The 20,568-nt window shown below is 65.4% G+C and carries 18 protein-coding genes; 8 read left to right on the top strand and 10 right to left on the bottom strand.

The features are described 5' to 3' along the window. The first annotated feature begins 75 nt into the window (after window positions 1-75). The gene (locus QX073_RS00310) at window positions 76-1,350 is read left to right on the top strand and encodes a serine hydrolase domain-containing protein (protein ID WP_315826414.1); all 1,275 of its coding nucleotides are present in this window, start codon (window positions 76-78) and stop codon (window positions 1,348-1,350) included. Between the two features lie 242 nt (window positions 1,351-1,592). Continuing rightward, entirely contained in the window at window positions 1,593-3,110 is a 1,518-nt protein-coding gene (locus QX073_RS00305) for a sensor histidine kinase (protein ID WP_316225100.1), read from the top strand. Window positions 3,111-3,116: 6 nt separating this feature from the next. Here the strand turns inward: QX073_RS00305 and QX073_RS00300 are convergent, their stop codons facing one another. Both QX073_RS00300 and QX073_RS00295 read right to left on the bottom strand, forming a co-directional pair. Next, window positions 3,117-3,851 carry a cytochrome c biogenesis CcdA family protein gene (locus QX073_RS00300; RefSeq protein WP_315715723.1) on the bottom strand — a complete coding sequence of 245 codons (735 nt, stop codon included), beginning with the start codon at window positions 3,849-3,851 and terminating at the stop codon, window positions 3,117-3,119. Window positions 3,852-4,154: 303 nt separating this feature from the next. Beyond that, the gene (locus tag QX073_RS00295; protein ID WP_315737708.1) at window positions 4,155-4,400 is read right to left on the bottom strand and encodes a hypothetical protein; all 246 of its coding nucleotides are present in this window, start codon (window positions 4,398-4,400) and stop codon (window positions 4,155-4,157) included. Window positions 4,401-4,915: 515 nt separating this feature from the next. On the opposite strand from QX073_RS00295, the gene QX073_RS00290 reads away from it, so the two are divergent. The 3 genes from QX073_RS00290 to QX073_RS00280 all read left to right on the top strand — a co-directional run bounded on the left by QX073_RS00290 (window position 4,916) and on the right by QX073_RS00280 (window position 7,800). After that, complete coding sequence (locus tag QX073_RS00290) at window positions 4,916-6,136, top strand: LysR family transcriptional regulator (protein ID WP_315715722.1); 1,221 nt, start codon at window positions 4,916-4,918, stop codon at window positions 6,134-6,136. Window positions 6,137-6,143: 7 nt separating this feature from the next. Further along, window positions 6,144-6,539, top strand: a complete 396-nt coding sequence (locus QX073_RS00285; RefSeq protein WP_015668220.1) for a helix-turn-helix domain-containing protein — start codon at window positions 6,144-6,146, stop codon at window positions 6,537-6,539. Between the two features lie 439 nt (window positions 6,540-6,978). After that, window positions 6,979-7,800: an enoyl-CoA hydratase gene (locus QX073_RS00280; protein WP_316225098.1), complete on the top strand. Its 822-nt coding sequence runs from the start codon at window positions 6,979-6,981 to the stop codon at window positions 7,798-7,800. Here the strand turns inward: QX073_RS00280 and QX073_RS00275 are convergent. From QX073_RS00275 to QX073_RS00265, 3 genes are all read right to left on the bottom strand, one after another. Continuing rightward, entirely contained in the window at window positions 7,797-8,876 is a 1,080-nt protein-coding gene (locus QX073_RS00275) for an isocitrate/isopropylmalate dehydrogenase family protein (protein WP_316170615.1), read from the bottom strand. The genes QX073_RS00280 and QX073_RS00275 overlap by 4 nt on opposite strands. Before the next feature lie 164 nt (window positions 8,877-9,040). Then, on the bottom strand, window positions 9,041-10,108 hold the full coding sequence (locus QX073_RS00270) for an alcohol dehydrogenase (protein WP_315715718.1): 1,068 nt from the start codon (window positions 10,106-10,108) through the stop codon (window positions 9,041-9,043). A gap of 196 nt (window positions 10,109-10,304) precedes the next feature. Continuing rightward, window positions 10,305-11,459, bottom strand: coding sequence for a CoA transferase (locus tag QX073_RS00265; protein ID WP_316225574.1), 1,155 nt, complete (start codon window positions 11,457-11,459; stop codon window positions 10,305-10,307). A gap of 288 nt (window positions 11,460-11,747) precedes the next feature. Here QX073_RS00265 and glgA point away from each other — a divergent pair, with 288 nt between their 5' ends. Then, window positions 11,748-13,163, top strand: coding sequence for a glycogen synthase GlgA (glgA, locus tag QX073_RS00260; RefSeq protein WP_316225096.1), 1,416 nt, complete (start codon window positions 11,748-11,750; stop codon window positions 13,161-13,163). A 21-nt stretch (window positions 13,164-13,184) separates the two neighbouring features. On the opposite strand, the gene QX073_RS00255 is transcribed toward glgA, so the two are convergent. From QX073_RS00255 to QX073_RS00245, 3 genes are all read right to left on the bottom strand, one after another. Continuing rightward, on the bottom strand, window positions 13,185-15,308 hold the full coding sequence (locus QX073_RS00255; protein ID WP_316225094.1) for a HAMP domain-containing methyl-accepting chemotaxis protein: 2,124 nt from the start codon (window positions 15,306-15,308) through the stop codon (window positions 13,185-13,187). Window positions 15,309-15,547: 239 nt separating this feature from the next. Then, window positions 15,548-16,702: a patatin-like phospholipase family protein gene (locus QX073_RS00250; RefSeq protein ID WP_315826419.1), complete on the bottom strand. Its 1,155-nt coding sequence runs from the start codon at window positions 16,700-16,702 to the stop codon at window positions 15,548-15,550. Between the two features lie 76 nt (window positions 16,703-16,778). Continuing rightward, entirely contained in the window at window positions 16,779-17,600 is an 822-nt protein-coding gene (locus QX073_RS00245; RefSeq protein ID WP_316170617.1) for a 3-hydroxybutyrate dehydrogenase, read from the bottom strand. A 184-nt stretch (window positions 17,601-17,784) separates the two neighbouring features. Here QX073_RS00245 and QX073_RS00240 point away from each other — a divergent pair, with 184 nt between their 5' ends. Further along, window positions 17,785-18,681, top strand: coding sequence for a LysR family transcriptional regulator (locus QX073_RS00240; protein WP_315715713.1), 897 nt, complete (start codon window positions 17,785-17,787; stop codon window positions 18,679-18,681). On the opposite strand, the gene QX073_RS00235 is transcribed toward QX073_RS00240, so the two are convergent. Both QX073_RS00235 and QX073_RS00230 read right to left on the bottom strand, forming a co-directional pair. After that, a complete protein-coding gene (locus QX073_RS00235) occupies window positions 18,669-19,388 on the bottom strand; it encodes a peroxiredoxin-like family protein (protein ID WP_315715712.1) in 720 nt (239 codons plus the stop codon). The genes QX073_RS00240 and QX073_RS00235 overlap by 13 nt on opposite strands. Window positions 19,389-19,473: 85 nt before the next feature. Then, window positions 19,474-19,755, bottom strand: coding sequence for a hypothetical protein (locus tag QX073_RS00230; RefSeq protein ID WP_315715711.1), 282 nt, complete (start codon window positions 19,753-19,755; stop codon window positions 19,474-19,476). Window positions 19,756-19,999: 244 nt separating this feature from the next. Between QX073_RS00230 and QX073_RS00225 the strand changes: the two genes are divergently transcribed. Continuing rightward, window positions 20,000-20,485, top strand: coding sequence for a cupin domain-containing protein (locus QX073_RS00225; protein ID WP_409977935.1), 486 nt, complete (start codon window positions 20,000-20,002; stop codon window positions 20,483-20,485). Window positions 20,486-20,568: the final 83 nt, after the last annotated feature.

The following is a 20,568-nucleotide window of genomic DNA, read 5'->3' as shown; positions in this document are numbered from 1 at the left end:
ATCACCCGGAACAAACGGGATGCGCGGCCGATCCTCGCGCAGGCCGCCAGAAACCGATCATAGCGGAGACGCCCGATGCTCGCCCCGACACCCGCCTCGCCCGAAACCGTCGGCATGTCGAAAGCCGCGCTCGATCGCATCGATGCCCATCTGCGGCAGCGCTATGTCGAGGCCGGCCGCTTTCCCGGGACGCAGTTGATGGTCTATCGCCGCGGCAAGATCGTGCATGCGAGCTCGCTCGGCTATGCCGACGTCGAGCGCAAGGTCCCGGTCAGGGACGACACGATCTACCGCATCTATTCGATGACCAAGCCGATCACCTCGGTCGCCTTCATGATGCTGGTCGAGGAAGGCAAGGTCGCGCTCGACGAGCCGGTCGCGAAATACATTCCGGAGTGGAAGAATCTCGGCGTGTTCGTCGCCGGCACCGCGCCGGCCTTTGTCAGCCGGCCGCCGTCGCGGCCGATGCTGATCGTCGACCTGCTGCGCCACACCTCCGGCCTGACCTACGGCTTCCAGCAGCGATCGAACGTCGATGCCGCCTATCGCGACGCCAAGATCGGCGCAGTCGAAAAGGCGGGAACGCTGCAGTCGATGATCGATGATCTCTCGCGTATTCCGCTCGAATTCTCGCCGGGCGAGGCCTGGAACTACTCGGTCTCGACCGACGTGGTCGGCTATCTCGTCGGCAAGATCGCCGACCAGCCGTTCGAGCAAGTCCTGAAGCAGCGCATCTTCGATCCGCTCGGCATGAGCGACACCGATTTCCACGTGCCCGCGGCGAAGGCGCACCGGCTGGCGGCGTGCTACTCGGCCGATGCCGGCGGCGCCTTGTCGTTCCACGCCGCCGATCGCAAGGGCGGCCTGACCTTGCAGGACGACCCGGCGACCAGTTCGTTCCTGAACCCGCCCGACTTCATCTCCGGCGGCGGCGGCCTGTGCTCGACCACGGCCGACTATCTGACGTTCTGCCGCGCATTGCTCAATGGCGGCGAGCTCGGCGGCGTCAGGCTGCTCGGACCGAAGACGCTGAAGCTGATGACCTCGAACCATCTGCCGGGCGGCGTCGACCTGCCGGCGCTGTCGCGCTCGATGTTCGCGGAAGCAGCCTATAACGGCATCGGCTTCGGTCTCGGCTTCTCGGTGACGATGGATCCGGCCAAGACGTTGATTCCCGGCAGCGCCGGCGAATATGCCTGGGGCGGTGCGGCCTCCACGGCGTTCTGGATCGACCCGGCCGAGGAGCTGATCACGATCTTCATGACCCAGGTCTTGCCGTCGAGCGCCTACCCGATCCGCCGCGAGCTGCGCACGATGGTGTACGCGGCGATCACCGAAAGCAACGTCTAGGAGCGGCGTCGTGGCGGTAAAGCCGCTCAGGGAACCGGCGATCCCCGCGCGTTGCGCTTGGCGTGCACGCGGTGCTCTCTTATGCTGACAGTCATGTGAACGGCTGCAACCGCCGAGCCCTTGCGGAGGCAGCCGCTCCAGCCTGATATGCGCTCGCCGCACAAATTCGCCTCCGCCCGACGCGTCTCCCGCCTGCGTCAGTCCCAACGGCGATCAGCAGCGCCAGCTCAAACGGGGCATCCGTGCCAAAACTCTCCCTGCCGATCCGGCTTGCTCTTCTGGTCGCAGGGACCACACTGCCGCTCATCCTGTTCGCAGGCGGAATCGTCTTGCACAGCTACATGCAGGATCGCAGCGACGCCCGTCAGCGCGTGCTGGAGACGGTGCGCAGCATCCGGCTGACGCTCGATGCCGAAATGCAGCGCATGACCGGCGGCGTCCAGGTCCTGGCGCTGACCGATGCTCTGACCACCGGCGATTTCGAACGCTTCCGGCCGATCGCGATGGGCTTCCTCGAGCAGTACGGCAAGAACGGCACGATCGTGGTCGCCGACCGCAACGGACGCCAGCTGTTCTCGTCGGCGACGACGGATACGGCTCACCTGCCGACGCGCAACAACCGCGAGATCACCCGCCGCGTGTTCGAGACCCGGCAGCCGCAATATTCCGACCTGTTCTACGGCGTCGTGAAGAAGAGCCTGATCGTCACCGTCGAGGTGCCCGTCTTTCGCGACGGCGAGGTCGTCTATGACATCTCGTTCAGCCCGCCGATCGAGATGTTCCAGACCATCCTGGAAAAGCAGCGGCCGAATCCGGACTGGACCTTGTCGCTGCTCGACCGCCAGGCGACCGTCTTCGCGCGCGTGCCAAATCCGGCGGAGACGATAGGCAAGCAGGCCTCGCCCTCGGTGTTTGATCGCATGCGCAGCGAGCAGGAGGCGACGCTGTCGAGCGTATCGCTCGAGGGCGTGCCGCTGCTGTCGAGCTTCACCCATTCCACCCTCACCGGATGGACCATCGGCGCCGGCATCGCCGAGGATTCGCTGGTTGCGCCGTTGTGGCGCAACCTCGCCGTCACCAGCCTGCTCGGCGGCATCATGCTGGCGATCGGTCTGGCCTTCGCGGTGCGGATGGCGACGACGATCGCGCGCGCCGAGATGCTGCACGACCTGCTGATCGAGGAGCTCAATCACCGGGTCAAGAACACGCTGGCGATCCTGCAGGCGATCGCGGTGCAGACCTTCCGCAGCGCCAGCCGCCTTGAGCGTGAGAAGTTCGAGGGCCGGCTCGGCGCGCTCGCCGAGGCGCATAATCTGCTCAGCAAGGAGAAATGGCAGGGTTCTGAGCTGCAGGACGTGATCGAGCGCGTGCTCAAGCCCTACCGCCTCAACACGCCCGACCGCATCAGGATCTCCGGCCCGAAGGTGGCGCTGTCGCCGCGGCTCGCCGTCGTGCTGTCGATGATCGTGCATGAGATCGCAACCAACGCCGCCAAATATGGTGCGTTCTCCAACGACACCGGCACGGTCGATCTGTCCTGGGAGCTGGCGAACGCGGCCGACGCGGCGAAGAAGCTGCCGGCACGGCTGCGGCTGGTGTGGCAGGAAACCGGCGGCCCGGTGGTCTCGGCGCCGATCCAGCGCGGCTTCGGCTCCCGCCTGATCGAGCGCAGCGCGCGCGATCAGCTCGGCGGCGAGGCCACGGTCGACTTCCTGCCGCCGGGCGTGGTCTACACCATCACCTGCAAGCTCGACGATTGAGCCGCGTCAGCCGAACCTCTGCAGCGCCGGGAACGTCTCGAGCAGCCAGATGCTGAAGGTCGAGACCGCGCCAGTGAGAAAGCCGATGCCGGTGGCGATCATCAGCACGCCCATCGCGCGCTCGATGTTCACGAGATGGCCACGCATGCGGATGAACAGCGCCGAGAACTGTTCGATCATGAACGCCGCGACCAGGAACGGAATGCCGAGGCCGGCGGAATAGACGGCAAGAAGCCCGGCCCCCTTGGCGACCGTCGTCTCCGCAGCTGCGATCGAGAGGATCGCCGCCAGGATCGGCCCGATGCACGGCGTCCAGCCGAAGGCGAAGGCGAGCCCCATGACATAGGCGCCCCACAGGCCGACCGGCTTGGGGATCGGCAGCCGCCCTTCGCGCATCAGGAACGAGATCCGCGTCAGGCCGAGGAAGTGCAGGCCCATCACGATGATGACGACGCCGGCGAGGATGGACAACTGCTCCGACCAGGCCCGGATCAGGCCGCCGATCAGCGAGGCGCTCGCCCCCAGCATCACGAACACGGTGGAGAAGCCCAGCACGAACAGTGCGGCCGAGATCATCACGGCGCGACGCGACGCGGCCGGAGGCTCGTCGCTCTCGATGTGCTCGATCGTGGCGCCGGTGAGATAGATCAAATACGGAGGAACCAGCGGTAGCACGCAGGGCGAAAGAAAACTGACCAAGCCAGCAATGAACGCGGCCGGAATCGATACGTTCTGGATCATGCGAGTCCCGCGATACGCCCCTCCAGGCGCAAGCCGGGGCACGACGCTTCTTGCCGCCGATGCGGGGAATACGCAACAGACGTGCCGAAGTTACGGCGGTCAACGATGATCACGGCCTGCGGGCTTTCGCCAGGATAGAGCCCGACGTCCCCGGATCGGGGCCTCATTGGCGAAGCCCCCCGCCCCGATGGGAGTGTCGCCTCGCTTCAACCGGCTCGTCTGCGAGCCGGCGCGCGCCTCACCGTGGGATCACGACATATCACAAATGCGCCAAATGCACCCTTGTGCACACACCGAACTGTGCTATTTCACCACTCGAAGCAACGGTGGCCGGCGCTGACCTGGCTGCAGCTTCGCATCGCGCAGCTTGTCGGGATTGTCGGCTTGAACCATCTCATCGCAAAGCGATTTCAGATCGTCCTCGCTCAGACGGTTCAGCTTCATGCGCAGGTCGAGGATGGCAACCGAGACCAAATGCGCCGATTCGCGATTGCCCGTCGCCGCGAGCATGGCGCGGCACTGCTCGAGGGACGCAAGCACTGCAAGCATTTGTTCGTCTGAATTGGCCACAGGCGTCGTTTCCGTTCTAGTAGCGTGCGACGAGATGGAGCCGAGCAACTCCCGACTCGCGGATGGCTTCCAAATACGTCATGTCGTTGCTCCCCTGCGCTTTGCCGATGCGGCTCAGCCGAGCCATGCACCTACCCCCTGGGACGGCACGACGGCGTCCTGGCATGACGCAGGGTGAAGAGACATCACCGCTCCCCGGCATTCGATGAATTAGCGCCACGATCCGTTCATCACGATAGCATGACAACGGCCCATCTTCGAATACCATTTCATTGCGGTCGAGGCAAAAACCGTCGATCTTAGGTTCGACTCGCGTTAAGCGTGTCCCTGTCCTACATGATGTGTCAGACCGCGCATCTGCTGGCGGTAAGACCATGCTGCAGAGAACTGAAGGTGGCAGACTCATCGACCCTCGATCGCTCAACCAAATCATGGCACGAACGTGCCCTGCCCGTAATTTATCGGAATCACTCTAGCAGGCGGAGAGAGCTTGTATGCGCGTTGCGGCGGAACGGGGCGTTCCTCAGAAGGAACGCCGGGAACTAGCCGAGACCCCTGCGACGCTGGCACCAGGGGAGCACGGCGGCTCGTCTGCTGGGGCAGGATCGAGCATTGAACTGAGCCGAGAGAGTGGCGGCGCCAAGGGCGCAACGGCGAGCAAGCCGGCAAGAACTGCGACGGGCCGGGCCGCCCCGGCCAAGTCGACCGTGAGCAAATCGGCGCAGGCAAGCCTCACCGACTGGGATGCAGCGCGGATATTCCTCGAGGTTGTCAGGGCCGGCAGCTTTCGCTCCGCGGCCGAGCGGCTGACGCTCTCGATCAATGCCGTACGGCGACGCATCGATGATTTCGAGCGGCAGATCGGCGCGACGCTGTTCACGCGCGATGTCCACGGCGCTCGGCTGACCGACGAAGGCGCGCTGGTGGTCTCCGCCGTCGAGCACATGGAGGCCGCGTCATTCGAGTTGCTGCGCGCGGGCGATGGTCTCGCCGGCGCTGCGTCGGGCGAGGTCCGGGTCGCGGTGACCGAGGGGCTCGGCACGTTCTGGCTGGCGCCCCGGCTGGTCGAATTTCAGCAGAGCTTTCCCAACGTCATGGTCGATCTCTATTGCGCGATGCGCTCGGCCGACGTGTCGCGTCACGAGGCCGACGTCGCCATCCACCTCTCCCGGCCGGCGGCGCTCGACGTCAAGCTGGTCCGGCTTGGCCGCATGCACCTGATGTGCTTTGCGAGCGAGAAATATTTGGAGATATTTGGCATCCCAAAGACGATTGACGATCTCGTCAAACACCGTTTGGTTCTGCAGGTGGCGGACGAAGCCGCCGCCAATGCCGCCTTCGCCACCATCTTCCCCGGTTTCGAACAGCGGGACCTGATCGCGATGACCACCAATGTCTCGAGCGCCAATTACTGGGCCGTGGCGCACGGCGCCGGCATCGGGGTCTTCCCAACCTATGCGAGTGCCCTGGGCGGGAAGATCATACCACTGGAGGTTGACCTCAAGTGGTCCTACGACATCTGGCTGTCTTATCATGCCACCACCGGACGCATCCCTAGGGTGCGTCACATGATCGACTGGCTGGTCGAGGCTTTTAACCCTGGCAAATACCCGTGGTTTAAAGACGAATTCATTCATCCACAGCAACTTAAAACAGTATATATGGGTGAACCCCTGACCCATCTATTCGGGGGCTTTCCGATGGAAGGACGGTAAAATCAGTATGAACAAATCAGCGGCAAAGAAAATGAAGCAGCGCAGTGCGGGCAAGCCCGACATCGAGCTCGGCAAGCGGATTCGCCTGCGGCGTGTAGAGCAGAAGATCTCGCAGGCCGAGCTCGGCGAGAAGCTCGGCGTGAGCTTCCAGCAGGTCCAGAAGTACGAGAAGGGCGTCAACCGGGTCGGCGCTGCGCGTCTGCAGCAGATCGCCACCGCGCTCGACGTGCCTGTGACGTTCTTCTACGACGGCGACAGCAAGGCGCGCGAGGTCGAGAGCCTCCTGTTCCTGGACTCAGCCTTCAGCCTGCGGTTGCTGCGCGCCTACAGCAAGATCAAGGACCAGACCGTGCAACGTCAGCTGGTATCCTTGATGGAATCGATCGCAGCGAACGAAGAATAGGCAAGGCTGTCTGATCCGTCAGACAGGTCTGCCCGTGATGGATATGGGCCATCTTCGCTCGAGGGCGCAACTTGGGGGCGCCAGGCGCTCTGCCAGCTCGGGCGAGTTCACTGCCTCGGCTCAAGGCCGAGCGATCGGCGCGGCCGACACACCGGCCCTTCTCGTCCGCACAGCGATCGCTGCGCGGTCTGAGGCTTCGTCGCTTTTATAATCTCGTGCTCTCTGCCGTCATAGGAAGTGGCCGCATGCCGGCGTTTCGGTTCCGTCCGGCCGACGCTGATCATGAACGCTGCGCGTCCTCTCCTGGGCCACCCGTGCACAGGTCGAGAGCTCGGCCCGAACGTCCCTTTGCCTGCCCATCATGTCCTGAACTTGCATTGACGCCGTCACCGGCGCGGTGAACGATGCCGGCCGCCTGCCCTCCTGCGGACGGACCCACATGCCGACTATCTCCGAGCTCCCCACCACCTTCGCCGGGGACAAGATCCTCATGACCAGAGCGGGCGATGGCGTCGGCATCATCACCTTCAACAACCCGGACAAGCGCAATGCGATGTCGCTGGAGATGTGGGAGGGGCTTGGCCAGGCACTGGTCGCGCTGCGCGACGATGACGCGATCCGGGTCGTGGTGCTGACCGGCGCCGGCGGCAAGGCCTTCGTGTCCGGCGCCGACATCAGCCAGTTCGAGCAGAGCCGCCACAATGCCGCGGCCTCGGAGGCCTATGCCGAGCGAAGCGCCGCCCAGCGGGCGCTGCTCGCCGGCTACCCGAAGCCGACGATCGCCTGCATCAGCGGCTTCTGCCTCGGCGGCGGCCTGCAGATCGCGATGCTGACCGACATGCGCTTCGCCGCCGCGGACAGCCAGTTCGGCATCCCCGCCGCCAGGCTCGGCATCGCCTATGGCTATGACGGCCTGCGCAACCTGGTGTCACTGGTCGGCCCGTCGCAGGCGCGGCTGCTGCTCTATACGGGCCTGCGGATCGATGCCGCGGAGGCGCTGCGGATCGGCCTCGTCGACCGGATGATGAGCAACGACGAACTGCTGCCGGCCACGCTGGAGATCGCCCGCACCATTGCCGTCAATGCGCCGCTGGCGGTCAAGGCCGCCAAGATCACCATCGCCGAGGTGCTGAAGGACGAAAGCCGCCGCGACATGGAAGCCATCAAGCGGATCGGCGACATCTGCATGGATTCGGAGGATTTCCGCGAGGGCCGCCGCGCCTTCATGGAGAAGCGCAAGCCAGCCTTCAAGGGACGTTAGAGCGCCTCCAGCACCGCCCTGGTCACGTCGATCGTGCCGGCATTGCCACCGAACTCGAATGGCTTGAGGCCGGATGCGTAGACCTGGTCGACGGCCTGCTCGATCCGCTGGGCCGCCTCGGCTGCCCCCTCGATGCCATGGGTGTCCGCCAGCCAGTCCAGCATCATCGCGGCCGACAGGATCATCGCGGTCGGGTTGGCCTTGCCCTGCCCCATGATGTCGGGCGCGGTGCCGTGGCAGGGCTGGAACACGGCTTGGCGATCGCCGATGTCGGCCGACGGCGCCATGCCCATGCCGCCGACGAGACCGGCGGCGAGATCGGACAGGATATCGCCGAACATGTTCTCGGTGACCAGAACGTCGAAATCCCACGGGCGCTTCACCAGCATGAGCGCGCAAGCATCGATGTAGAGGCGGTCCGTCTTCACGTCCGGATGAAGTTGAGCGACCTCGTCGAAGATCTTACGGAAGTAGGCGAAGGCCTTGAAGACGTTGGCCTTGTCGACGCAGGCTAAAGTCCCCGAGCGGCCGCGCGCGCGGCGCCGGGCGGCGAGCTTGAAGGAGAAGTTGAACAGCCGCTCGGATGTCTTGCGGGTGATGACGAGGGTCTCGCGCGCCTCCTCATGTGTCACGACACCTTTGCCCATCGAAGCGAACAGGCCTTCGGTGGACTCGCGGATCACGACGAAGTCGATGCCGCGCTCGGCGGCGCCGACGATCGGACTCGGCACGCCCGGAATCAGCCGCGCCGGCCGCACGCCGGCATAGAGGTCGAAATGGAAGCGCAGCTCGATCTGCGGCGCGATCTCGGTGTTGTCGGGATAGCGCACCGACGGCAGCCCGCAGGCGCCGAGCAGGATCGCGTCCGCCTCTTCGCACAGCCGGATCGTGGAGTCGGCGATCGAGACGCCGGTCGCGAGATAGTTGTTCGCACCGGCCTGGGCCTCGGTGAACCGGAACGACAGGCCGGCCTTGGCCTCGACCTTGCGCAGCACTTCAAGTGCCGGCGCCATGACCTCCGGCCCGATGCCGTCGCCGGGGAGGACTGCGATGTGGAGTGCGTTGGTGGAGGGCATGCTTTTTTCTTCGTCACACGAGGGATTTAGCGCCGTCATTGCGAGCGAAGCGACTTGTCCGCCTTAGCCCGAAGGGCGACGGCGGAAGCAATCCAGGGCCCAGGTTGAGACTCTGGATTGCTTCGTCGCTTCGCTCCTCGCAATGACGATGGAGAGGGTGTGTCCTACGGCGTCAGCACGGCGCGGCCGACCAGCTGACCCTTCTGCAGCTCACGCAGAGCATCGTTGGCCTTGGCGAGCGGCATCGGCGTCACCGGGATCGGCGCGATGTGCTTGGCACGGACGAGGTCGAGCAGCTCCTTTGTCTCGCGGAGATTGCCGACATAGCTGCCCTGGATCGTCACCGCCTTGATCGGAATGAGCGGCAGCGCCCACGGCGCGCCGCCGCCGAACAGGCCGACGATGACCAGCTTGCCGCCCTTGGTGAGGCAGTCGAAGCCCAGCTGCGCGGTGGCGGCATTGCCGACCAGGTCGATGACGGCCCGGATCGGCTCGCCTGCGGCCTTGTTCAGTTGCTCCAGCGCATCCGGCGCCTTGCCGTCGACCGCCGCCAGCGCGCCGGCCGCCAGCGCCGCCTCGCGCTTGCGCGCGTCGATATCGACCACGATCGCACCCTTGCCGCCCATTGCCTTCAACAGCGACAGCGCCATCAGCCCGAGGCCGCCGGCGCCGAAGATCACGATCGGCGTGTCGAAATCCTTCTCGACCTTCTTGAGCGCGCTGTAGGTCGTGACACCGGAGCAGGCGTAAGGCGCGGTCGTCACCGGATCGAGCCCCTTGAGATCGATCAGGTGGCGCGGATGCGGCACCGTCATGTGGTCGGCATAGCCGCCGTCGCAATAGACGCCGAGCGAGGCCGGCTTCAGGCACATGTTCTCGTCGCCGGCGAGACAGGTCGCGCACTTGCCGCAGCCGATCCAGGGATAGACCAGCACGACGTCGCCGACCTTCAGCCCGCCCTTCTCCGCCTCGGTGACCTCCGGCCCGAACGCCACGATCTCGCCGGCGCTCTCATGGCCCATGGTCCGCGGCAGCGACACGCCCCGATCCTTGAGGGACAGCGGCTTGCGGCCGTGCCCGAGATCATAGCCGCCTTCCCAGATGTGCAGATCGCTGTGGCAGACGCCGGCCGCCTTCACCTTGATCAGCACCTGTTTGCCGAATGGTTGCGGTGTCGGCTCGTCGACCTCGGTCAGCGGCGCATTGAAATCGGTGACCTTGAAGCTCTTCATGGTTTCACTCCCGTAGTCCGGTGCGGGCGCGACCGGACGGCGCATCGACGGGACGAGCGGCGAGGCTGCGCGCGGCAACGTCGCCTTGGACCTCCTCCCCGGCATGAGCGCGTCCGGCTGGTCCGGACTGTTCTTGCGATATCGCGACATTGGCTGGAAACGCGAGGAGCGGCAAGGCTGCGCGCAGCGCCTGCGGTCATGGCAGCCCTGCAGCGTTTTGCCTTAGCGGGCTCAAGGTTTTGCAGCGTCGCCTACGCCAGCCCCCCCGCAGGATTTCCACGGTGTGCTCTCCGAGGCTTGCGGCCCGCGGGCCGGCCGCAACCTTCGCTTCCGACATCCGAAACGGCAGGTTGACGACCTTGAAGCTGCCGGCGGCATCCTCCACATCGGCCAGCGCGCCGCGATGCGCGATCTGCGGATCAGCCAGCGCATCGGCCACACTGCGGTAGGCCGAACTTGGCACGCCGCCCGCATTCAATGCCTCCAGGCATTGGGCGACGGTGAGCCGGCGCGACCAGGCTTCCACGCCATCCATCAGCGCCCCCCAGTTTGCCCGCCGGTCGGAATATTTTGCGAATCTGGGATCATCGACCCAGTCCGGATGGCCGATCGCGGTCATCAGGTTCTGGAACGTCTTCTCGCTGGCGATGGCGATCATCACATAGCCGTCGCGACACTCCGCCGGGCCGAAGGTCGGCCGCGACGGCTGCGCGACGGGAAATTGCGACCATTGGATCTCGTTCAGTGTCAGGCTCAGCATCGATTCCAGCATCGAGCAGTCGATGTGCTGGCCGCGCCCGTTGCGTTCGCGCTGATACAGAGCGGAGGCGATGGCGCCGAACGCGTAGGTCCCGGTGACGACGTCGGCATGGTAGATGCCGCAATAATCGGGTCGGCTGCGCCCCGGCTGGTAGGCGAGATGCGCCATGTCGTAGCCCGAAGCCGCATGGATCACCGGGGCGTAGGCCGGGAGTTCCGCCGATGGGCCGGTCTGGCCGTAGCCCGAGATCGAGCAGTAGATCAGCCGCGGATTCAGCGCGCTCAAGGCCGCATAGTCCAGCCCGAGCCGCTGCATCACTCCAGGGCGGAAGTTCTCAACCAGGATATCGGCCGATGCGACCAGCCGACGCACCGCGGCGACACCGTCGCGCGACTTGAGGTCGAGCACGACGCTCTTCTTGCCGACGTTGAGCTGACCGAAAGCGGTAGAGCAGCCATGACGCATCGGAGGCCGGGTGCGCATGGTTTCACCTTCGACTGACTCGATCTTGATCACCTCCGCTCCCATATCGGCAAGCATGCGGGCACAGTGCGGGCCGGCGATGGTGGTCGAGAAGTCGAGGACGCGCAGTCCCTCGAAACATCCTGTCAAACGGCTCTCATCGTTTCCCACTAGACTCACCCTGGCAGCTCCCTGGTTTGAACTCTTCTCGCTCGGCACCGAGGCCGAAGGTCCGCTTTGCCGTCGCGGATTCACAAAGCGTAAGCCATCGATCGTCGTGCAGGTCGTTTCTAGATCGAACCATTCGATGTCGAAAGCGTTTGGCGTTCCGCCGCGGTGCGGCAGCGCCTTTCTTCATGACTGAATTTGGACCTTTTCTTGCATAGGACGAACATGGGGCTTGATCGAGGACATCTCTTGCGGGTTCTGTTCGTTACGACCGAAATGGACGATTTCGTCCGGGTGGGCGGACTGGCTGCCGTTTCGGCGGCACTTCCCCGGGCGCTGCGCTCACACACCGATGTCAGGATCATGCTGCCCGGCTACCGGGACGTGATCGAGCAACTCACTCACATCGAGATCGTCGGCCACTGCGCGCCCCTGGCAGAGATGCCGGGCTGCGCGCTGGGACGGTCGTCGACCCGCGACGGCCTGCCGGTCTACGTCCTGCTCTGCGACGAGCTCTACGACCGGCCGGGCAACCCCTATGGCGACGAGAACGGGCAGGACTGGGCGGACAACGACATCCGCTTCGGCCGTCTCGCCGCCGCCGCCGCCGAGCTGGCGGCGGGCACGCTGGACAGGAACTGGGCAGCCGATCTGGTCCACGCCAATGATTGGCAGGCCGCATTGGTGCCGGCCTATCTGGCGTGGCGCGGGGTCGACGTGCCGTCGATCCTGACCATCCACAACCTCGCCTATCAGGGCCTGTTCCCGCGCGAGTCGCTGCGCCGGATCGGCGCCCCCGAATCCTCGTTCCACATCGACGGTCTGGAGTTCTACGACAAACTGTCCTTTCTCAAGGGCGGTCTGATCTATGCGTCGCATCTCACCACGGTCAGCTCGACCTATGCCCAGGAGATCACGACGCCCGAGCTCGGCTGCGGGCTGGAGGGCCTGCTCCGGCAGCGCTCCAATGCCCATGAGCTGACCGGCATTCTCAACGGCATCGACGAGAGCTGGGATCCCCGCTACTGCCAGCAGCTGGCGCAGCCCTTCGCCGCGGGCGACTGGAAGGGCAAGAAGGCCAACGCCGACTACGTCCGCAAGCAGTTCGGCCTCGCCGTGTCGCGCGGTCCGATGTTCGGCATCGTGGCGCGCCTCGTCCATCAGAAGGGCATCGACCTGGTGCTGGAAGCCGCCGACGAGATCGTCGGCGCCGGCGGCCAGATCGTGGTCACCGGCACCGGCGAGCCCGCCATCGAGCGCGCGCTGATGGAGGCCCACCGCCGCCGGCCGGACGCGATCGGGGTCGCCATCGGCTTCAACGATGCACAGGCGCGGCGCATCTTCGCCGGCAGCGACTTCACCCTGATGCCGTCGCGCTTCGAGCCATGCGGCCTGAGCCAGATGTATGCCCAGCGCTTCGGCTCGCTGCCGATCGGCCACCAGACCGGCGGCCTCGCCGAGACCATCACCGATGGCGAGACCGGATTCCTGTTCGAGAAGCCGTCGGCGGAATCCTTCCTCGGCGGGGTGAAGCGCGCGTTTTCGGCATTCACCAGCACCGAACGGCTGAACGAGATGCGGCTGTCGGCGATGGCACGCTCATTCAGCTGGAACCTGTCGGCCGCCTGCTACAACGCACTGTACCGGAAGATGCTGGCGTCGTAGCCCGCTTGAAAGGACGGCTTCTTACGCTGCGCGGACCGCTTCCAGGAAGCTGCCGACCTCCCGCTTGAGGCGGTTGGAATCTCCAGCCAGCGACTTGGCCGACGACAGCACCTCGGCGGAGGCCGAGCCGGTCTGCGAGGCGCCGCGCTGCACGTCCGTGATGTTGGACGAGACCTGCTGGGTGCCGTGGGCGGCCTGCTGCACGTTACGCGAGATTTCCTGCGTTGCCGCGCCCTGCTCTTCGACCGCCGCCGCAATGGCTGCTCCGATCTCGGCAAGCCGCTCGATCGTCGAGCTGATCGCCTGGATCGAATTCACCGATTCCTGCGTCGCGGCCTGCACGCCCGAGATCTGCTGTGAGATCTCCTCGGTCGCCTTCGCCGTCTGTTCCGCGAGCGCCTTCACCTCGGTCGCGACCACCGCGAAACCGCGGCCGGCGTCGCCGGCGCGCGCCGCCTCGATGGTGGCGTTGAGTGCGAGGAGATTGGTCTGTCCGGCAATGCTGTTGATGAGCTCGACGACGTCGCCGATGCGGGCTGCGGCCTGCGACAACTCGGCGACGCGCCCATTGGTCTGGCGCACCTGCTGCACGGCGTCGCCGGCCATGCGGGCCGACGCCTGGACCTGACGGCTGATCTCGGTCACCGACGAGGAGAGCTCCTCGGTGGCGGAGGCGACCGACTGAACGTTGGCGGACGCTTCCTCCGACGCAGCCGCCACCACCGTGCTGAGCTCCTGCGAGCGGCTAGCGGTGTTTGTCAGCATATCCGCCGACGTCTCGAGGCCCGAGGCCGCCGACGACACGGTGTTGACGATGTCGGCGATCGTCGACTCGAAGTTGCGCGTCAGCGCATCCAGCCGCTGGGCCCGATCGATCTGCGCCTGCGCGTCGCGCTGCGCGGCCTCGTCCGAGGCCTTCTTGGCGATCAGCGCGTCCTTGAAGATCTTCAGGGCGCGCGCCATCGCGCCGATCTCGTCCTTGCGGGACTCGTTCGGAATGTCGGCGCTCAGCTCGCCATTGGCGAGGCGCAGGGTCACGCCGGTCAGCCCGACCAGCGGGCCGATGACGCCGCGGACGACGCCGATGACCACGGCGACCGACACGATCGCCACCAGCAGCAGAACGCCGAGCGCGATGAACAGCCGCAGCCGCGCCGCGCCGATCGCCTGATCGATGGCCTGATGCGCGGACTTCAGCGCCGCATCGCGCAGCACGATGACGTTGTTCAGCATCGGCGTGGTCCAGCGGCCCCATTCCTCAGCCGTGACCGGCGACGGCTGTCCGTCGCGCCCCGCCGTGACGATCTGACGGTAGCGCTGTTCGCCAGCACCCATCAGGGTCGTGCGCACGTGCTCCAGCGCGGCGGACACCTCCGGCGTATTGCGAACGCTGCGCGCCGCGAGCTCGATCTGCTGCCACAGCAGGGTCACCTGTCCGCTCTGCTCGGTCACCTCGGCAAGACGCGCCGGGGTCCAGCTGACGTTCTGGATGAAGAAGCGCAGCACGGCGGAGCGCGCGCCGTTGATCGTGCGCATCGATTGCGACAGCTGCGCAAGCTGGGCCGAAGGCAACAGGTTCTCGACCTCGCCGCCGGCCCCCGACAGCTCGATCGCGGTCTCGTCGATGGCGGCATTCAGGGACTCGGCCGCCCGACCGAGGCCATCCGTGGTCGTCGCCTGGATGTTCGCCGGACGTTGCGCGGCCGGAAGCGGTACAGCGTTGCGCGCCGCCGAACGGACGCCACGCAGTGTCGTCGCTGCGGCATCGATGTTGGTGGTCGGCAGGCCCGCAACTTGCGCGGCGGTCTTGGCCCGTGCCAGCGACTCGTCCGTCGTGGCGATGGCCTTGTCGAGCTTGGCGACATCATCCGCCGACGCGGACCCGGCCGCCGCGAGCAGATTCCACTGGCCGCGCTCGAGCGGGATCTGCGCATTGACCTTCAGTGCCAGCTCGAAGGCGTCCAGAACCTGCTCCGCCCGCTCGCGCTTGCGCAAGTCGCCCCACCCGCTCCATGCGAGCGCAAAGGCGAAGGCCATCGCGAAGAAGCCGGTCAGCAGATTGCCGGCAAGAATTTTCCATTTGAGACTGACCGCACCGGTCTCCGGCTTGATCGTCTCATTCTGCAGCACCGCGCGCTCGGACATCGGCCGTTCCCAATCAAATATCGCTGCCCGGCCGGTCACGCTCGCATCGGCCGATGCGCGCTGGCGCAGCGGCCTCCGGCGACGTCCCCGCGCGGTCGGCAAACACGAATCGCGGCGATGCTGCCGCGCCATAATGATTAAGAACGAATGGCGACTAATCCCTTAAACCGAGCTGATCCGAGCGGTATCGGAATGCCGCGATACCGCGCCAATCGGATCGACTCGGCTCATCGGGCCCTCTACTCCGCAGCCGCTGCAAGCGTCACCGAGGGATCGTGCAACACCACGCCGGAGAGCGGATCGTGCTCGCCCGACCAGGGCCTGCGCTGCAGGACCGATCGCGTGTGCTGATAGCCCGCAGTCCAGCGCGCGATGATGCCTCGCTCGGTGAAATCGATATCCTTGGTATGGCTCTCGCGAGCGAGTTGCGGGGCCAGCAGCCGGACGACATGCATCCGCGTCTGGCAACCGTGACTGACAAGATCGCGGATCGCCGGATCATTGCGGGCCGACTCCGGCAAATGAACCGCAAGCTGATTGATGATATGCCGCAGCCGATGCGTCTGCTGCTGGCGCGCGATATGGCTCGAGATCCGGCTCGAATATTGCGCGTCCTTGTGGCGGTTGAACACCTCCGCCATGGTCGTCGGCTCGGCTCCCTCGGGATTCCACAGATGCACGGCGAAGATCAGCGAGTCCTTTCGCGGATTGTCGTCGAACACGACCTCGGTCGGCGTGTTCGACAGGATGCCGCCGTCCCAATACAGTTCGCCATCGATGCGAACTGCCGGAAACGCGGGAGGCAGCGCGCCCGATGCCAGGATGTGGCGGACATCCAGCACCTCGTCGCGACTGTCGAAATAGCGCATCCGGCTCGTCCTGACATGCGCCGCCCCGACCGTGAGGCGTAGACCGCCATTGTTGAGACGATCGAAGTCGACGAGCTCCTGCAGCGTTTCGCGCAGCGGAGCGGTCGAGTAATAGCCGGCCTGCTCGGCACCGAGCGGATAGGACTCCCCGGCATGCGCCAGGGCGTTGGGACGGAAGAAGCCCGGAATCCCATGCGTCACGGTCGTCCAATAGGACAGCCGCTCGTTGAAATCCGGAAAGGCCGTGCGCACTGTCCAGGCTGGCCGCCGGTGCATCCGCTTCCAGAACTCCCGCAGCCGCGTCATGCGCTCCTGCACCGGGCTGCCGGCGATGAGAGCGGCATTGATGGCGCCAATCGATGTCCCGATCACCCAGTCCGGCTCCAGACCAGCCTCGTGCAGCGCCTGATAGACGCCGGCCTGGTATGAACCGAGCGCACCACCGCCCTGCAGGACGAGAACCACCTGCCCAGGCAGCCTGCTGCGATCGATCATCGCGCACATCGTGTCGTCGACGTCGGCCATGTCTCCCTCCTCATGTCTCCCTCCTGATGCATTGTCCTGTTCGCAGTTTTCCCGTCGCTGTTACATCGCCCAACCGTCAATGTGCGGTCCAACCACCATCGACCGGCAGGGCAACACCGGTGATCGATGCGGCGGCATCGCTGGCGAGAAAGACGGCGAGCGCACCGATCTCCTCCACCGTTGCAAAGCGCTTGTTCGGCTGTTGCGCCAGCAGGACATCGCGGATGACCTGATCGCGGGAGATGCCGTGCGCCCTGGCCTGTCCGTCGATCTGCGCCTCGACCAGCGGCGTGTAGACGTAGCCTGGACAGATCGCATTGCAGGTGATGCCGATCTCGGCCGCCTCCAGCGCCGCGACCTTGGTCAAGCCGATGATGCCATGCTTGGCAGCGACATAGGCCGATTTGAACGGCGACGCGACGAGGCCATGCGCCGAGGCGATGTTGATGATGCGACCGAAGCCATTCCGCCGCATCGACGGCAGTGCCAACCGCATCGTGTGGAACGCCGACGAGAGATTGACCGCAACGATGGCGTCCCACTTTTCGACGGGAAACTGCTCGAGCGGCGCGACGTGTTGAATGCCGGCGTTGTTGACCAGGATGTCGATACGGCCAAATTCCTGCAGGGTACCGGCCATCATGCGCGCGATCGCTTCCGGCTGCGTCATGTCGGCCGCAGCATAGCCGGTGCGAACACCGAACTCCGCAGCGATCTGCGACCTGATGCGGCCGATCTCCTCGGGAGCTCCGAAGCCGTTCAGCATCACGTGCGCCCCGGCACCGGCAAGTGCCTGCGCAATCCCCAGACCGATGCCGCTGGTCGAGCCGGTGATCACCGCCACCCTGCCGGACAACGGAGGTAATGTGGATCGGGCTTTCAGTGAATCTACAGCCATGGCGTCGCCTTCGTCCGAGCAGTTGAGCCCCGTGCCTGCACAAATTGCCGGGCCGCCATGACCAATGGAAATGCCGTTTGGCTCACCACACGATAGGTGTTCGCTATCGCAATCGCTGGTGCCAAGCCCCGCTTGGTAGGATATTGCACCCGGGGACGTCGGCCCGATCGAACGGAGCACCTCGATGGAAATGCATCAGGTTCGGTATTTTCTTGCCGTTGCCCGGCTGCTGCACTTCACGCGCGCGGCCGAGGAATGCAACGTGACGCAGCCGTCGCTGACGCGTGCGATCAAGCAGCTCGAAGCCGAGCTCGGTGGCGACTTGTTCCGGCGTGAGCGGCCGGCCGCGCAACTCACCGAGCTCGGCCAGCGCATGCATCCACTGCTGAAACAATGCTACGAGGCTGCCGTTGGCGCGCGAACCCTCGCCTCGTCCTTCAAGAGCGGAGAGCTCGGCACGCTCCGGATCGCGCTCGCCGACTCGGTCGACCTTGCGCTGCTGATCCCGCTGCTCGATCAGCTGCAGCGCCAGTTCAACCAGCTCGAGCTCAGGTTTCTACGCGGCAGCAGCCGCATGATCGCAGAGCATCTGAAGAGCGGCGAAGCGGAGCTCGGCATCGCCTCGGAGATCGACGAGACCTGGGATCGGCTGGATGTCTGGCCTCTCTTCACGGAGGACTTCGCGCTCGCCGTGAGCAGCCGGCACCGGCTGGCCGGGCAGGATCCGATCGCGATCGATGATCTGGGCGGTGACGCGTTGCTGTGCCGCAACTATTGCGAACATGCGGACAGGTTGCGCACGCTGCTCCGCGAACGCGGCGTCGACCTCGGACGAACTCATGATGTCCACTCCGAACGCGACCTGATCGCGCTGATGGAAGCCGGAGTCGGCATCGGTGTGGTGCCGCAAACGACCACGCTGCCGGAGACCCTGCATCGGGCCACCGTCGACGGACTCGACGTGCGGCGCACCGTTCATCTCTACGGCGTTGCTGGCCGTGAACGCACGGCGGTTGCCTCGACCGTGATGCGCATGCTGCGCGGCAGGAACTGGCAGGAATGGCTCGCTCAGCTGTCCTGAGCCGCGGCCTGGCGAAGCGCTTCGACCAGATCGTCGATTTCCATCCGCTTGCGGAAATCGGGATCGACGAAACGCGCCTTTACGAGACCGTCACGCCCGACCACGAAGGCAGCCGGAATGGGCAACACCCAGCCGTCATTGCCGTGGAAGCTCGCCAGGTCCTGGTGCGCCAGTAGTTGCTGGATCTCACGACCAAGCCAGATCGCGAGGTTGAGCGACAAGGCATAGCCGTTGTCGAGATCCGTCAACACAGGGAAGGTGGCGCCGGCGTCCGATTTGAACTGCTGCGTGAACGCCTGCAGCTCCGGCATGATCGCGACGATCGCGCCGCCCGCGGCGTCGATGCGCTCCTGCGCCTTGATCACCGCGCGAACGTTGAGCCGGCAATAGGGGCACCAATGGCCGCGGAAGAACATCACGGCGACCGGCCCCCGGACGAGGCAGGATTGCAGGCTCACCAGCCGGCCAGCCTCATCGGGCAGGACGAATGGCGGCATCGTCTCACCGGGCCGCGGCGCAGTCTCGCCGCCGCCGTTGTCTCCGAGCCGCGCCACCAGGCGGTCGACGGCGGATGCGTAGGCCGGAAAGATCTCGCGACCCGCAGCGGCATAGGCCTCGAGCTGCTGACGCAGGGTGCCCTGCATCTCCCTGCATTGCAGGAAGGCCTGTCTGAGCCGCTCGGCATCCGCGGGTGAAAGCACTGTCATGAGCAGCTCCGGCAGGTTCAGGACCCCAACCATGATAGTTTCCCGGGCAAGCCGACCACAAGGGCGGCCTGCCCGACCGTCGCGCTCAGGGCCGATAGAAATTGCCGGTGGGATCGAGCATGCCGGACGCCGAATAGAGCTGCCCGTCGCTCATGAAGAAGACGGTGTTGTTCGGCACCTTCCTGGCGTGGCGCATCATGGCCCGATGATTGGCGTCGCCGGCGGCCATCGTCATCATGCTGGTCTTGCCGGCGCTGTAGACATAGGCCATGCCGGGCGCGAGATCGAGACCGCCTTGCGCAATGGCTGCGGTGGCAGAGACCGCGACCACGGCCGCGGCGATCAAGGTCTTGGACAGGCGGGTCATGGATATCTCCTCCTCATGAATGCTGTCGCCCGTCATCGGGCGTCCGCATTACAAGCGCGACCTGCTCTGCTTGAGAAATGCCGTTGTCCAATCGCGAGGATAGCGTCCGCCTATCGATAGCGGCGGTCTATCGGCTCCAGAGAAAGGATGCATTTCCATCATGTCCCCTGCTCCCCGATGGTGCGCCTCGCGATGCCCGCTGGGCGCGGGCCGCTGTTCCATCAGAGGAGACAATGACATGTTGATGCAGATCGCACCTACACGCGCGCGCCGCCTGAGCGCTGCTTTCGTCCTGGCCGTTGCTACGACGGTGATCGCGGCGTCCGGCGCCCGCGCCGGCGAGTGTCCGGCCGACAAGATCAAGGCCGGCGTACGTGAGAAAGCCGACGTCAAGGCGGTCGGCGTTACCGACGTCACGCTTGGCGCGATCGATCTCGCCAAGCAGCCCGCCAATATCAAGGACCGCGAGTTGCGCTTCCGCAAGCTGACCATCGCGCCCGGCGGCATCGTGCCGTGGCACAGCCATGACGATCGCCCGGCGCTGATCTTCGTTCAGCAGGGCGAGATCATCGAATATGCCAGCAACTGCGCCGAGCCGATCCTGCACAAGGCCGGCGATCTGAGAGCCGAGGTGTTCGGCACGTCGCATTGGTGGAAGAACGACGGCAAGGAGACGGTCATCCTCTATGTCGGCGACGTTCGCAAGGATCCGCACGATCACAACATGTAGATCGCGGGCCTCCGCCAGCCGCCTTCGGATCGCCCCCTTCAGGCAGGCGATCCGGATACGGCCGCGTTGCCTGTGGAGCCGAG

It is taken from the genome of Bradyrhizobium sp. SZCCHNS3052 (assembly GCF_032484495.1).
In the GTDB taxonomy this organism is placed as follows: domain Bacteria; phylum Pseudomonadota; class Alphaproteobacteria; order Rhizobiales; family Xanthobacteraceae; genus Bradyrhizobium.
Note: the sequence above shows the minus strand (reverse complement) of the source record. Positions and strands in the feature narration are given on the sequence as shown.